The following is a 13,629-nucleotide window of genomic DNA, read 5'->3' as shown; positions in this document are numbered from 1 at the left end:
CTCTGGCCCTTGCCGTACTCAGGTCACCCCGCGCATAGTTAACCCGTGCATCAACCTACGAAGGGATTTCGCCGTGCGCTGGCTCAGGATCGCCATAGGTTTCACTCTCAGTCTGCTGACATTGCTCTGTTTGCTCCCGGCCCAGGCCGCCGCGCAAGGCAGTGGTTGGGCAGTATTGCTTGATGAACAAGCCGACCTGCAACTGAGCGACATTCGTTCCCCGCGCTACACCAACCAATTCAGCCCCACCGAACTGGACCGGATCACCGCCGCCGAGCCGGAGGGTGCGTTGTGGGTACGTTTCAAGCTGCAGCCCGGCCAGCACGAGCAAGTGCTGCGGGTATTCGCCCCGGACGTTTCCCACCTGAGCCTCTATGTGCTGGATGGCGACACCCTGGTGGAACAGCAAACCACCGGCACCCGCCAGCCCCAATCCGAGCGACCGCTGCCCAGCAGCGACTTCATGCTGCCGATGCCACAGAGCCCGAAGCCCCTTGAGGTCTACCTGCGCCTGGTCTCGGAACACGAACTGCGCCCCTATATCACCCTGGAACCGGCCGTACTCGCCGCCGCAGACCAGACCCAGACGCTGATCTACGGCCTGTTGTTCGGCTGCCTGCTGATGCTGATCCTGCACAACCTCTCCCGCTTCGCCTACCACCGCTCACGCAGCAGCCTGTGGCTGGCGGCCAGCGAATTGCTGTTGATGCTCAGCCTGGCGTTGCTGCTCAACCTGCTGGGGCCATGGCTGAAAAATTGGCACGCGGTCCAGACACCGGGCGCCTACCTCGCCCTGCTGCTGACCGCGCCGTGCGGGCTGATGTTTGCCTATCGCTTCTTCATGCCCCTGGGCCCGCACCCGCTGAACAAACTGTTGATGGCCGACATTCTGCTGATCGTGCTGTGCGGCCTGTTGCTGTTGTTCGTCAACACCTTGCCGCTGAACTTCATCACCTACGCCCTGGTGGCCCTGGCCGGCCTGAGCATGTTGTTTGTCTCGGCGTATCACTGGCAAAAAGGCTACCGGCCGGCGCGGTTGTTCGTGGCGGGGATGGTGGTGTTCAACATCGGCATACTGATCATCCTGCCCGCCCTGCTTGGCCTCACGCGACTGGCGCCGCAAGGCTTGATCATTACCCTGCTCGGCTTTATCTGCCTCAGCGGCCTGCTGATGAGCCTGGCCCTGGGCGAGCGCCAACGCGCCCTTGTCGAAGCACGCTTCAACCTCAGCCGTGAGCTGGCGGCCAGCAACGCCGAAATCGCCGCCAAGGCCGAGTTCCTGGCAAAGATCAGCCACGAAATCCGCACCCCCATGAACGGCGTGCTGGGCATGACCGAGCTGCTGCTGGGCACGCCGTTGTCGGTAAAGCAGCGCGACTATGTGCAGACAATCCACAGCGCCGGTAACGAACTGCTCACACTGATCAACGAAATCCTCGATATCTCCAAGCTGGAATCCGGACAGATCGAATTGGACGACGTGCAATTCGACCTCAATGCGCTGATCGAAGATTGCCTGAGCATCTTCCGCGCCAAGGCCGAGCAGCAGAACGTCGAGCTGATCAGCTTTATCCAGCCCCAGGTGCCGCGGGTGATCAGCGGCGACCCGACGCGCCTGCGCCAGGCAATGTTGAGCCTGCTGGAAAACGCCCTGCAGAAAACCGACGAAGGCGAAGTGTTGATCGTCGTCGCCCTCGACGAGCGCAGCACCAAGCCGCGCCTGCGCATTGCCGTGCAAGACAGCGGCCTGCCTATGGAAGCCGCCGAACGCGATGCGTTGCTGCACAGCGAACTGCACAGTAAGAACTTCCTCTCGGCCACCCGTTTGAGCGGTCACCTGGGCCTGGTCATCGCCCGCCAGTTGATCCTGTTGATGAACGGCGAATTCGGCATCAAGAGCGGCGCGCAACAGGGCAGCACCCTGTGGCTGACCCTGCCGCTGGACCCGGAACGCCTGGAACACCCGACCTCCGACCTCGACGGCCCGCTCAAGGGTGCCCGGGTGCTGGTGGTGGACGACAACGACACCTGCCGCAAAGTGCTGGTGCAGCAATGCACCGCCTGGGGCCTCAACGTCAGCGCAGTGCCGTCGGGCAAAGAAGCCCTGGCGTTGTTGCGCACCAAGGCGCACCTGCGTGATTACTTCGACGTGGTGCTGCTGGACCAGAACATGCCCGGCATGACCGGCATGCAACTGGCGGCAAAGATCAAGGAAGACCCGAGCCTGAACCACGACATCCTGCTGATCATGCTCACCGGCATCAGTAACGCGCCGAGCAAGATCATTGCGCGCAATTGCGGGATCAAGCGCATCCTCGCCAAGCCAGTGGCCGGCTACACCCTCAAGACCACCCTGGCCGACGAACTGACCCAGCGCAGCAAAGGCGGCGGGCAGCCACGCGCGCCCCTCAACATCCCGGCGCCCATCACCGTGCCCAGCGACTTCCGCATCCTGGTGGCCGAAGACAACAGCATCTCCACCAAAGTCATCCGCGGCATGCTCGGCAAGCTCAACCTCAACCCGGACACCGCGAGCAACGGCGAAGAAGCCCTGCTGGCGATGAAAGCCCAGCGCTACGACCTGGTGTTGATGGACTGTGAAATGCCGATCCTCGATGGCTTCTCCGCGACCCAGCAGCTACGGGCCTGGGAAGTCAGCCACCAGCGCATTCGCACGCCGGTGGTGGCGCTCACTGCACACATCCTCTCGGAACACAAAGAGCGCGCACGCCAGGCCGGGATGGACGGGCACATGGCCAAACCGGTGGAGTTGTCGCAATTGCGCGAACTGGTGGAATACTGGGTGGCGCAGCGCCAGCCACAGCCGGAGCGCGCGCCCTCTTAACGTCAAACGCAGGCTCAGTGTGGGGGGGGCTTGCCCCCGATGGCGGCGGATCAGTCACCAATGCATCGACTGAAAGACAGCGATGGCAAGCTTGTTCCCGATAGCGCTGGAACAGTTACACATAAGCTGACTCTCACACCGCCATCGGGGGCAAGCCCCCTCCCACACTGAACCTGCGTCTGTCACACAATGGATAAACACCACAGATCCTATGTGGGAGGGGGCTTGCCCCCGATGGCGGCGGATCAGTCACCGATGCATCGACTGAAAGACAGCGATGGCAAGCTTGCTCCCGATAGCGCTGGAACAGTTACACATAAGCTGACTCTCACACCGCCATCGGGGGCAAGCCCCCTCCCACACTGAACCTGCGTCTGCCACACAATGGATGAACACCACAGATCCTATGTGGGAGGGGGCTTGCCCCCGATGGCGGCGGATCAGTCACCGATGCATCGACTGAAAGACAGCGATGGCAAGCTTGCTCCCGATAGCGCTGGAACAGTTACACATAAGCTGACTCTCACACCGCCATCGGGGGCAAGCCCCCTCCCACACTGAACCTGCGTCTGCCACACAATGGATGAACACCACAGATCCTATGTGGGAGGGGGCTTGCCCCCGATGGCGGCGGATCAGTCACCGATGCATCGACTGAAAGACGGCAATGGCAAGCTTGCTCCCGATAGCGCTGGAACAGTTACACATAAGCTGACTCTCACACCGCCATCGGGGGCAAGCCCCCTCCCACACTGAGCCTGCGTCTGCCACACAATGGATGAACACCACAGATCCTATGTGGGAGGGGCCTGCCCCCTCGCACATTTGTGCGCTGTCGCCTGATAGACTCCGCCAATCTCCTTCTGTCGCGAGCCACCCCCATGCTCCACGTGTTATTCAGCGTTTACCTGAAGATGCTGGTGCTCTACAGCCCGTTCTTCGTGTTGTCCTGTTTTATCAGCCTGACCCGCGGCTACTCCAGCAAAGAACGGCGACGCCTGGCCTGGAAAGTGGCGCTGGCGACCCTGGTGTCGAGCGTCTTGCTCTACCTGTTCGGCCGGGTGATTTTCAGTGTGTTCGGCATCACCGTGGACGCCTTCCGCATCGGCGCCGGTAGCGTGCTGTTTATCTCGGCGCTGGGCATGGCCCAGGGCAAGTCGGCGGTGCAGACCGATAACGTGCAGCAGGACGTGACCATCGTCCCGCTGACCATCCCCCTCACCGTCGGCCCCGGCACCATCGGCGCGCTGCTGGTGATGGGCGTCAGCCAGCCCCATTGGGATGACAAGCTCACCGCCATCCTCAGCATCGCCCTGGCCAGCTTCACGGTGGGTGTGGTGCTGTATTTGTCCAACCGTATCGAACGGATTCTCGGTGACCAGGGCTTGCAAATTGTCAGTCGGTTAATGGGCTTGTTCGTGTGCGCCTTGGCCGCACAAATTATCTTTACCGGGGTGCGCGGCTACCTGGTGCCTTAGATCCGGTATTTGGCGATCGCCAGTTGCACCTTGTCGCCCGCACTCTCACGCATCAACTGGATGGTTTTTTCGTTGACCACAGAGGTATTCAGCACCAGGCAGGTTTGCCCGCTGAAGGCCTCGAACGAGGAACTGTCCCACTCAAGAAAGGGCAGCCCCACCTGTTTGCTGACGCCATGGGAGCTGTAGGTCACCAGCACCATCATGACTTCGCCGTCGGTTTCGGCGCAGGAGGCCAGGCCAAAATCGCCGCCCTGATGCACCGTGCTATTGCGCTTGAACAGCTCGAACGACGCGGGCATCTGCTTCAAGGCGTCCAGCGCATCGGCAGCCAGTTTCGGTAGGGCCGCCAGCAGTGGCCCGGTCAACGAGGTCGAGGCCAGCAGGGTCGCGATGATATTCAGCGCCGCCAGTTGCACCGTCAGGCCCTTACCGGCGCTTGAGACCCGCTCGAAACGGCTACGCACCGGCAGCCAGCCCAGGCTGATCATCACCTTGATAAATTCGTCGTACCAACCCTCCGTGCCGCGACGCACTTTCAAGACATCGCTCACGTAGCTGCTGGCCAACAGATAACTTTTGCGGATGTATTCGCGGTTCAGGCCGCTCAGGCCATCAGCGAACGAGATCACGCCATTGTTGACCACTGCCGCGTTGCAGTCGTCCTCGGTATCCAGCGGTAAAACAGCGTGCGTCCCCGGCGCACCTGGCAGCTTATAGGCCGCAATCAATTTGCGCCGCTTGGTGCTGTTGATCCTTCTGTGATGTCGCTCCATTTTCAGTTCTCCACAAGCACCCCACATGGGGCGTGTGTCCACACTAGTCCAGGCGCTGGCGGGCTTTCCACACGACAAACATGCCTTGCCGACAGTGCCCGCACGGCGCTGCCCAGCATTCGTTGGGTGCCCCGTGGGCACGTGCGTATTTCATCGACAAAAAAAGAAAAAGCCCCGAATGACGGCGGGTGTTCACCCAGCGTCATTCGGAGCTTTCCGGCGGTTGCGCGGCGGTTTTCAGGAGGCCGGTTTTTCTCCGTACCAGCGCGGTGTGTACACCCACTCACCGCCGCCCGCACGCGGGAACACGCAGGTGGTGGACGAGCCGATCAGCACCATGGTGCGCATGTCCACCTGTTCCGGGGTCAGTTGCCCCAGCGTGGTCACGCGCAGGGTCTGGCCCGGACGCCCGATGTCGCGGCCCAGCACCACCGGTGTTTCGGCGCTGCGGTGTTGCGCGACGATCTCCAGGGCGCGCCCCAATTGCCACGGGCGCGCACGCGAGATCGGGTTGTAGAACGCCAGGGCCAGGTCGGCCTGGGACGCCAGGTCCAGGCGCTGCTCGATGATCGACCAGGGCTTGAGATTGTCCGACAGCGACATCACGCAGAAGTCATGCCCCAACGGCGCGCCGGCTTGGGCGGCGGTGGCCAGGGAGGCGGAAACACCCGGCAGGATTTGCAGGTCGACCTGGTGCCAGGCCGGGTCGCTGGACTCATGCAGCGCCTCGATCACCGCCGCCGCCATGGCGAATACGCCAGGGTCGCCGGACGACACCACCACCACCGAACGGCCTTGGGCGGCCAATTCGAAGGCGTGGCGGGCGCGCTGCATTTCTTCGCGGTTATCGGTGCAGTGCTGCACCTGATCGTCACGGAACGGCCCGGCCATGCGCACGTAAGTCTCGTACCCCAGCACATCGGTACAGCGCGCCAGTTCGGCCTTCACCGCCGGCACCATCAGGTCGGCGGCGCCAGGGCCGAGGCCGATCACCGCAAGGCGGCCACGCGGGCGACCGACTTGGGACACGTTCAGGGGCTGCTCGGCGACCGAAACAACGATGTCTTCCGCTTGCGCCACCTCGGCGAAACGCAGCGGCACACCCAATTCCAACGCGGCTTCGTGCAACGACGGTTCGGCCATCTGGGTATCGCTGGCCAACAGGCAGGCCAGGGACTGCACGGCAAGCCCCGACGCATGCAACGCCGCGCGCACACGCTGCGCCAATTGCGCACCGGGCTTGCAGGTGGCGCATACGTTCTGTGGATAAATCAGCAACTCGTTGGGCGCCGGTACACGCTCGGCGCTGCCCACGTGGATCGCCAGGCGCGCCTGTTGGTCCTGCGGCAGGTTGGCCTGGTCAAGCCACGGCGCGGCGCCTTCGATACGCACGCTTTCCCCGGCGAGCAGGTCAGAGACGAAGCGCTTGCCCAGCTCCAGGTCCGCCAGTCGATAACCCGTCGGCGGGTTGAGCAGGCACGTGCCGAACCGCAGCTCGCCACTGGTGGTGATCGCGGCGGTCGCGCCCAACGCAGCGGCAATCTCCCGCGCCATGCCATTCACCCCGCCCAGGCCACCGAGCAACGGCACCACCGCGCTGCCGTCTTCGGCCACCGCCAGCACGGCGGGCTCTTCGCCTTTTTCCAGCAGCAGCGGCGCCAGGGTGCGGATCACGATGCCGGCGGCGCACAGCGCGATCAGCGGCGTGCCTTGCTGATAGAGCTGGCGCAGGGTCGTGCCGAATTCGCTGTAGGTTTGGTCTGCGCCGTCAACCCGGCCCAGCAGGCCGTGGATCACCGCGCCCGGGTACACCTGCGCAATCCGGCGCGCCGTGGCCAGGCTGCCCTGCCCCAGAATGACAATCGCCGGGCGCATCAACCTTGCCACCGTTCACCAGGCACGATGATCAGCGAGAAATACGGCGAGGACATCGACTCGACTTGATCCAACGCCACTATCTTCTGGTTGGCCATGGTCGCGCGCTCCACATACAGCGCACGCTCGGCCAGGCCGAGCTCTTCGAGCACCTGGCGCACCTTTGGGAAGTTGCGCCCCAGCTTCATGATCACCGCCGCGTCGGCATCCGCCAGGCGGCGCTTGAGGTCTTCATGGGGCAGCACCCCCGACAGTACCGACAGGCTCTGGTTGCGATACACCAGCGGGGCGCCGAGCACCGAGGCGCCGCCGAGCATCGAACACACACCGGGGATAACCTGCGCTTCGTAACGCTCGGCCAGGCGGTCATGCAGGTACATGTAGGAGCCGTAGAAGAACGGGTCGCCTTCACAGATCACCGCCACATCGCGGCCGGCGTCCAGGTGCGCGGCGACGTCGAGGCTGGCGCTGTCGTAGAAATCGCTGATCACTTGTTCATAGGACAGCGGCGCCGGCAACGCTTCGGTGGTCACCGGGTACACCAGCGGCATCAGGGTTTGCTGCGCCACCAGGTGGTCTTCGATGATGCCGAAGGCGTTGCCCTTTTTACCCTTGGCCACGAAGTACGCCACCACGGGCGATTCGCGCAGCAGGCGCAGGGCCTTGAGGGTGATCAGTTCCGGGTCGCCGGGGCCTACGCCCAGGCCAATCAAACGTCCGCGTGCCGACATTATTCGACCTCCGTGGCCAGGGCATTGACCGCCGCCGCCGCCATCGCGCTGCCGCCCAGACGGCCCTGCATGATCACGAACGGTACGCCACGGCTGTCGGCGGCGAGCATTGCCTTGGATTCGGCGGCGCCGACGAAGCCCACCGGGAAGCCAAGGATCAACGCCGGTTTCGGCGCGCCGGCGTCGAGCATTTCCAGCAGGTAGAACAAGGCGGTCGGCGCGTTGCCGATCACCACCACACTGCCTGCCAGGTGCGGGCGCCACAGCTCCAGGGCGGCGGCGGAACGGGTGTTGCCCAGCTCCTGCGCCAACGCCGGCACGCGGTCGTCGCGCAGGGTACAGATCACTTCGTTGTTGGCCGGCAGCCGCGCACGGGTCACGCCTTCGGAGACCATCCGCGCATCGCACAGAATCGGCGCGCCGGCGGCCAGCGCTGCGCGCCCGGCCTTGCCTGCGCCTTCGGAGAACTGCAGGCCGTCGATCGCCTCGACCATGCCGCAGGCATGAATCACCCGCACCGCGAGTTTTTCCAGGTCGGCCGGGATGCGCTCCAACTTGGCTTCCGCGCGAATAATGGCGAAGGAGTTGCGATAGATCTCCTGACCGTCGCGGATGTAATCAATCATCGGTGTTGCTCCGTGGGTGAGCGCGCAGCAGGGCGCCCGCCGCTTCAATAGAAAGAGTGCGCGCGTGCAGCCGGCCGAAACCGGGCTGGGCTGCCTCGCGAAAATAGACGTCGTAGTGACCGGGGCTGACCGCCAGCAAAGTGACCGGCGCACTGTGCGCCGCCGCGCAGGAACGCGGGCAGCCGGACAGGTGTACCGCGTGGCCGGGGTGCAGCGCGGCCAGTTGCACGGCGTCGGCCTTGGTGTCGGCCAGGCCTTTGCCGCAGCCACTGGAGCCGGTGCAGGCGATCAGGTGCGCCAGCGGTTGCTCCGCCGAGCAGAGGAAGCCCAACTGTTCCAGACGCGCAGTGATCGCGGCGGCATCGTGGCTTTTGGCGTTGGGCAGCAGCAGGCCTTGCCAGGGGGTAAAGCGCAGCGTGCCGTCGCCATACTCATTGGCAAGTTGGGCTGCGCCCTTGAGCATGCTTGAGTCGAGTCGACCCAGCGGCGCCACGGCGGCGACGTAGACCCGATCCTGCTGACGCTGTGGATAACTTCCCAGGTGCAGCAACGCCCCGCTGGCCGGGCGTTTGAAGCCATCGACCGGCAACAGCGGCAGGTGCAGACCCGCGAGGAAGTTATCCACAGGCAGATGACGCATCCGCGTGTGCGCCGGCGTGGCCAGGTCCAGAAACCGTTCCAGCACCGCCACCACCAAGGCGTGCCCCTGCTCCAGTCGCACCGCCGCCAGCGGCGCATCCAACCCCGGGCAACCGGCCAGGCCGAACGCGAGCAGCGTCTCGCCGTGTTGTTCAAAGGCCGACAGCCACAGGTCATGGTGATGTTCGAGCATCGCCAGGGCCTCAAAGCCATCCAGTTGCACGGCGAACTTGGCCGACAGCTCATGGAAGCGCGCGTGGGTTTGCAGGGTGGCGAGGATCTGGTCGGCCAGCGGGCGCGTGTCGAACAGCATCTGCGGGTCGATACCGGCGCTGGGGCTGAGCATCAGGTTGCGCACGTCGTCACCGGCGGCGGTGCTGGGCCCGAGGCCTGCGGCAAGGAGCATTGCGATCAAGGCGTCCTGCTCGGCGCCGATCCCGCGAATCTGCAGGTTGGCGCGGTTGGTCGCCTCGATCACCCCGCCCGCATAGGCCTGGGCCGCATCCGCCACGGCATGGGCTTGCGCGGCGCTGATGGCGCCGCCGGCCAGTTTGATCCGGCAAATGCCGCCGTCCAACGCCTGGACGATACGCAGCAACCCCGGACAAGCCGAGGGGCGCAAGGTGTTCAGAGCAGGGATTGGGTTCACGGGGCTACCGGTTCGCGGGTCAAGGCGCGGTATTATGCCTGCTTTGTCCGACGGCATGAAAAGCCTGCCCGTCGGATGTCGTTCAAGGAATTCATATGTCGCCCTGGCTGACGGTAATAGGCATCGGTGAAGACGGCTTCAAAGGGCTGGGCAGAAACGCCCGGCATGCCTTGTTGCGCGCGTCGCGGATCATCGGAGGCCAACGCCAACTGGACCTGTTGCCGCTGTGTATTCGCGGCGAGCGCCAGTTATGGCCGAGCCCGTTTTCCCTGGAACCGGTGTTGGCGCGGCGCGGCGAACCGGTGTGCGTGCTGGCCAGCGGCGATCCGATGTTCTACGGCGTCGGCGCCAGCCTCGCGCGGCAGGTGCCGGCTGAAGAGTTGCTGATTTTGCCGGCGCCCTCCTCCGTGTCGTTGGCGGCCGCGCGCCTGGGCTGGCCGTTGCAGGACGTGATGACGTTATCCGTGGTCGCCCGGCCCTTGGCGGCGCTGAATGCGCATCTGGCCAGCGGCGTGCGCTTGCTGGTGTTGAGCAATGACGGGCAGAGCCCGGCGGCGATTGCGGCGCTGTTGGTTGAAGCCGGCTTTGGGCCGAGTCGTCTGAGCGTCTTTGAACATCTGGGCGGTGCGCATGAGCAGCGTCTCGATGGCGTGGCCCACGATTGGCCGCACGCCTCAGTCGCCGATCTGAACCTGGTCGCCATCGACTGCCTGGCCGACGCCAATACCCCGCGCCTGTCGCGCCTCGCCGGCCTGCCGGACGCGGCGTTCAAGCACGACGGTCAACTGACCAAACGCGACGTGCGCGCCATGACCCTGGCCCGCCTGGCGCCACTGCCCGGCGAACTGCTGTGGGACGTGGGCGCGGGCAGCGGCTCCATCGGCATCGAATGGATGCGTGCCCACCCGAGCTGCCGCGCCTTGGCGATTGAGGCCGATGCCGGCCGCCAAACGCTGATCGAACATAACCGCGACGCGCTCGGCGTGCCCGGCCTGCAACTGGTACGCGGCACCGCACCCGCAGCCCTGGGCGGCCTGGAAACGCCCGACGCGATCTTCATCGGCGGCGGCGTCACCCGCGACGGCGTGCTCGAGACCTGCTGGCAACACCTGCGCCCCGGCGGGCGCCTGGTCGCCAATGCCGTGACCCTGCAAAGCGAAATGACCCTGATGGCCTGGCGCGCCCAACACGGCGGCGAGCTGACCCGTATCCACGTGGCCCAGGCCCAGCCGCTCGGTGAATTCGACACCTGGCGCCAGGCGCTGCCGATCACCCTGCTGGACGTGATCAAGCCACTATGAAACGCATCCTGCTGCTGGGCGGCGTCACCGAAGCCCTCGCCATCGCCCGCACCCTGGGGCCGGAACATATCTACAGCCTGGCCGGAGTGGGCCGCGTGCCGACTGACCTCACGTGCCAAGTGCGGGTCGGTGGCTACGGCGGGTTTGAAGGCTTGGCGCAGTTCGTGCGCGACGAGCAGATCAGCCTGATCCTCGACGCCACCCATCCTTACGCGGCACAGATCAGCCACAACGCCGCCCAGGCGGCGCGGTTGTGCGGTGTTCCGTGTTGGGCCCTGCGCCGCCCGGCGTGGCAAGCGCAAGCGGGAGATGACTGGCGCGAAGTCGGTGACTGGGCGGAGCTGATCGATGCACTGAAGCCATTCAAGCGCCCGCTGTTCACATTGGGCCGCGAGCCGTTGCAGCATCTTGATGAAATCCCGCAGGAGCAGTTCTGGACGCTGCGCGCGCTGGAGGTGTATCCGGGCAATGAACGCTGCGAAGTGATCGGCGCGCGTGGGCCGTTTCTGATCGAAGACGAGCGTGCGTTGTTCGATCGACAACAGATCGATGTGCTGATCAGCAAGAACAGCGGTAGCACCGCCACCGAACCGAAGCTGGAAGTGGCGCGCGAGCGTGGGGTGCCGGTGTTGGTGTTGAGGCGGCCGGTGTTGGCTGCGGCAGATCGAGAATTCACAACCGTGGCTGCGGTGCTACAGGCAATCTGGTCTCGCTAAACGACACCTCGCCAATGTGGGGACTTGCTGTGGCGAGGGAACTTGCTCCCGTTCGACTGCGTAGCAGTCGCATGATCGCTGAGTTTGCAGCGATGTCCGCAGACTAGAGATCACGTTTGCGACCAGCAACCTCAAAAAGGTGTCGCACGTTTCTGTTTGTACGAACACCTAGCCAAAACACCCACTGTTTGGTTTACCCAGCAGAAAGACGATTCACCTTACGACCAACTCCGAACCAGCCGGCTGGTTCAGCTAAACGCCCCCGCCCTAACCTCCCCTCTCGCGGTTTTGCACCAGCTTGCGCGATGGGGATGCACTGCTTTTGCAGCGCGTCGCAGCTTGCCATTCTGTATCCCAAGGAATACGATTTGCGATGATTGAGTTCGAAGAATCCATCGAGTTTGTCAAATGGCTCGAAGCAATGCGCGATCCGCTCGCAAAAGTACGCGTTGTGACGAGGCTGCGCATGGCGCAAGCAGGAAACTTCGGCGACTGTGAGGCTGTAGGTGAGGGTGTTTGCGAAATGCGAATCCACCAAGGCCCCGGGTATCGGGTCTACTTCACTCGCCGAGACAAGGTGGTTTATCTGCTGCTGATGGGCGGCGACAAATCAACACAAAGCCGAGACATCAAGCGTGCAATACACATGGCAAAAAATCTTGGCAGCCAGGAGTGACTTATGAGCGAATCTTTTACCCGTTTCGATGCGGCAAAATACCTTAAGACTCCTTTTGAGATGGCCGCCTATCTGGATGCTTGCTTTGAAGAAGATGCTGGCGACGGTCTGTTGATTCGCACAGCGCTGAACGATATCGCTCGCGCCCAAGGCATGACCCAAGTCGCTCGCGACGCCGGCCTAGGACGAGAAAGTTTGTACAAAGCCCTCTCCAGCACTGGCAATCCCGAGTTCGCGACTATCATGAAAGTCATGAAAGCGCTGGGCCTCAAGCTTCACGCCACAGCGGTCTGACACACTGCGACACCAAACCACACCGCCACTTTTTACTTATCCCCCCCGATCAGGCTAAATACCCACCTGATCGTTTAACCCTACGGATTGTCCGCCATGGCCCGTCAACGCTTTGCAATCGTCTGGATCGCCTGCTTTGCAGTGCTGTTCAACGCCTTTGCGATGCCGCTGGCCGGGGCGATGCAGCAGTCCAAGGCCCCCCTGCAGCAACTGCTGTGGGGCAGCTTCTGTTCGTCCAATGGCGCCAGCCTGAAAACCGTAGCCCTGGGCAAGTTGGACATTCCGGCACCGCAGCAGGACGATCACTCCGCCATGCAGCATTGCTGGTGTTGCTCGGGCTCGGCGCCGTTGGTGGCGTTGCCGGGGCATGTGCCGCAGTTGTATGTCACACGGTTCGAGGCGGTGCAGAGCCTGCCGCCGCCGTCATTGCAGTCGCCCACGCCGCGCCAGCAATGGCCGAGCCTTAACCCGCGTGCCTCTCCAACGGTCTGATGGTCTTCGCAAATCAACTGCGTTTAGAACCGTTCTGGAGAACTGCCATGCTCAAATCTTCCCTGCTTCTGGCCGCGTTGCTGCTGCCGGCGTTCAGTGCTGCCAATGCCGATGACTACAAGGCCGGCGACCTGCTGGTCAGCGATCCCTGGTCCCAGGAATTGCCACCCAATGCGCCGACCGTCGCGGCCTACTTTGTGGTTCACAATACCGGCGAAACCCCGGACCGCCTGCTCAGCGTCAAGACCCCGGTGGCAGACACAGCCGAACTGCATGAGCATGTGATGCAAGGCGCCTTGATGAAGATGCAACAAGTGCCCAGCGTTGCCGTCCCGGCCAAGGGTGACTTGACCTTCGCCCCCATGGCGTATCACGTGATGTTGTTCGGTCTCAAAGACCGCAGCGTGCTGGCTGACGGCAAACACTTCCCACTGACCCTGACCTTCGAAAAAGCCGGGGACGTCGAGGTGCAAGTGTCCGTACAGAAAGTCCCGCAGATGGCGCCCCACGAGCATAAACACGCTCAGTAGG

Annotated in this window: 13 protein-coding genes; 8 read left to right on the top strand and 5 right to left on the bottom strand. The window is 63.6% G+C overall.

Annotation, left to right across the window (positions count from 1 at the left end):
* The first annotated feature begins 73 nt into the window (after nt 1-73).
* Together ACS5Q8_RS03010 and ACS5Q8_RS03005 are read left to right on the top strand one after the other, a co-directional pair.
* Nucleotides 74-2,845 (top strand): hybrid sensor histidine kinase/response regulator, encoded by a 2,772-nt coding sequence (locus tag ACS5Q8_RS03010; RefSeq protein ID WP_276196317.1) that lies wholly within the window; start codon nt 74-76, stop codon nt 2,843-2,845.
* Nucleotides 2,846-3,726: 881 nt separating this feature from the next.
* A complete protein-coding gene (locus ACS5Q8_RS03005) occupies nt 3,727-4,323 on the top strand; it encodes a MarC family protein (RefSeq protein ID WP_221809711.1) in 597 nt (198 codons plus the stop codon).
* Here the strand turns inward: ACS5Q8_RS03005 and ACS5Q8_RS03000 are convergent.
* The 5 genes from ACS5Q8_RS03000 to cobG form a co-directional block, all read right to left on the bottom strand.
* A complete protein-coding gene (locus ACS5Q8_RS03000) occupies nt 4,320-5,099 on the bottom strand; it encodes a hypothetical protein (RefSeq protein ID WP_276196316.1) in 780 nt (259 codons plus the stop codon). The two genes, ACS5Q8_RS03005 and ACS5Q8_RS03000, sit on opposite strands and share 4 nt — an antisense overlap.
* A gap of 237 nt (nt 5,100-5,336) precedes the next feature.
* The gene (cobJ, locus tag ACS5Q8_RS02995) at nt 5,337-6,974 is read right to left on the bottom strand and encodes a precorrin-3B C(17)-methyltransferase (RefSeq protein ID WP_465159817.1); all 1,638 of its coding nucleotides are present in this window, start codon (nt 6,972-6,974) and stop codon (nt 5,337-5,339) included.
* Nucleotides 6,974-7,708 carry a precorrin-2 C(20)-methyltransferase gene (locus ACS5Q8_RS02990; RefSeq protein WP_465160346.1) on the bottom strand — a complete coding sequence of 245 codons (735 nt, stop codon included), beginning with the start codon at nt 7,706-7,708 and terminating at the stop codon, nt 6,974-6,976. The genes cobJ and ACS5Q8_RS02990 overlap by 1 nt, the downstream gene beginning before the upstream one ends.
* Nucleotides 7,705-8,331 (bottom strand): precorrin-8X methylmutase, encoded by a 627-nt coding sequence (locus tag ACS5Q8_RS02985; protein ID WP_276196314.1) that lies wholly within the window; start codon nt 8,329-8,331, stop codon nt 7,705-7,707. Before ACS5Q8_RS02985 ends, ACS5Q8_RS02990 begins: the two co-directional genes overlap by 4 nt.
* Nucleotides 8,324-9,676 (bottom strand): precorrin-3B synthase, encoded by a 1,353-nt coding sequence (gene cobG, locus ACS5Q8_RS02980; RefSeq protein ID WP_276196313.1) that lies wholly within the window; start codon nt 9,674-9,676, stop codon nt 8,324-8,326. The genes ACS5Q8_RS02985 and cobG overlap by 8 nt, the downstream gene beginning before the upstream one ends.
* Before the next feature lie 38 nt (nt 9,677-9,714).
* On the opposite strand from cobG, the gene cbiE reads away from it, so the two are divergent.
* The 6 genes from cbiE to ACS5Q8_RS02950 all read left to right on the top strand — a co-directional run bounded on the left by cbiE (nt 9,715) and on the right by ACS5Q8_RS02950 (nt 13,628).
* The gene (cbiE, locus tag ACS5Q8_RS02975; RefSeq protein ID WP_276196312.1) at nt 9,715-10,920 is read left to right on the top strand and encodes a precorrin-6y C5,15-methyltransferase (decarboxylating) subunit CbiE; all 1,206 of its coding nucleotides are present in this window, start codon (nt 9,715-9,717) and stop codon (nt 10,918-10,920) included.
* On the top strand, nt 10,917-11,636 hold the full coding sequence (locus ACS5Q8_RS02970; RefSeq protein ID WP_276196311.1) for a cobalt-precorrin-6A reductase: 720 nt from the start codon (nt 10,917-10,919) through the stop codon (nt 11,634-11,636). The genes cbiE and ACS5Q8_RS02970 overlap by 4 nt, the downstream gene beginning before the upstream one ends.
* Nucleotides 11,637-12,009: 373 nt before the next feature.
* On the top strand, nt 12,010-12,312 hold the full coding sequence (locus ACS5Q8_RS02965; protein WP_247407437.1) for a type II toxin-antitoxin system RelE/ParE family toxin: 303 nt from the start codon (nt 12,010-12,012) through the stop codon (nt 12,310-12,312).
* 3 nt (nt 12,313-12,315) lie between these two features.
* A complete protein-coding gene (locus tag ACS5Q8_RS02960; protein WP_198718356.1) occupies nt 12,316-12,606 on the top strand; it encodes an addiction module antidote protein in 291 nt (96 codons plus the stop codon).
* A gap of 96 nt (nt 12,607-12,702) precedes the next feature.
* Nucleotides 12,703-13,098, top strand: a complete 396-nt coding sequence (locus tag ACS5Q8_RS02955; protein ID WP_465159816.1) for a DUF2946 domain-containing protein — start codon at nt 12,703-12,705, stop codon at nt 13,096-13,098.
* Nucleotides 13,099-13,145: 47 nt separating this feature from the next.
* On the top strand, nt 13,146-13,628 hold the full coding sequence (locus tag ACS5Q8_RS02950) for a copper chaperone PCu(A)C (RefSeq protein WP_247407431.1): 483 nt from the start codon (nt 13,146-13,148) through the stop codon (nt 13,626-13,628).
* The last annotated feature ends 1 nt before the right edge of the window (nt 13,629 follow it).

The sequence above is a fragment of the Pseudomonas sp. PAMC25584 genome, from assembly GCF_058135675.1.
This window is presented reverse-complemented; position numbering and strand designations above follow the sequence as displayed.

What these genes read in the sequence shown, in the direction of transcription:
- ACS5Q8_RS02950 (WP_247407431.1), top strand. Translation starts at nt 13,146, where the DNA reads ATGCTCAAATCTTCCCTGCTTCTGGCCGCGTTGCTGCTGCCGGCGTTC.
- ACS5Q8_RS02960 (WP_198718356.1), top strand. Translation starts at nt 12,316, where the DNA reads ATGAGCGAATCTTTTACCCGTTTCGATGCGGCAAAATACCTTAAGACT.
- ACS5Q8_RS02970 (WP_276196311.1), top strand. Translation starts at nt 10,917, where the DNA reads ATGAAACGCATCCTGCTGCTGGGCGGCGTCACCGAAGCCCTCGCCATC.
- cobG (WP_276196313.1), bottom strand. Translation starts at nt 9,676, where the DNA reads ATGCCGTCGGACAAAGCAGGCATAATACCGCGCCTTGACCCGCGAACC.
- cbiE (WP_276196312.1), top strand. Translation starts at nt 9,715, where the DNA reads ATGTCGCCCTGGCTGACGGTAATAGGCATCGGTGAAGACGGCTTCAAA.
- ACS5Q8_RS03000 (WP_276196316.1), bottom strand. Translation starts at nt 5,099, where the DNA reads ATGGAGCGACATCACAGAAGGATCAACAGCACCAAGCGGCGCAAATTG.
- ACS5Q8_RS02965 (WP_247407437.1), top strand. Translation starts at nt 12,010, where the DNA reads ATGATTGAGTTCGAAGAATCCATCGAGTTTGTCAAATGGCTCGAAGCA.
- ACS5Q8_RS02955 (WP_465159816.1), top strand. Translation starts at nt 12,703, where the DNA reads ATGGCCCGTCAACGCTTTGCAATCGTCTGGATCGCCTGCTTTGCAGTG.
- ACS5Q8_RS03005 (WP_221809711.1), top strand. Translation starts at nt 3,727, where the DNA reads ATGCTCCACGTGTTATTCAGCGTTTACCTGAAGATGCTGGTGCTCTAC.
- cobJ (WP_465159817.1), bottom strand. Translation starts at nt 6,974, where the DNA reads ATGCGCCCGGCGATTGTCATTCTGGGGCAGGGCAGCCTGGCCACGGCG.
- ACS5Q8_RS02985 (WP_276196314.1), bottom strand. Translation starts at nt 8,331, where the DNA reads ATGATTGATTACATCCGCGACGGTCAGGAGATCTATCGCAACTCCTTC.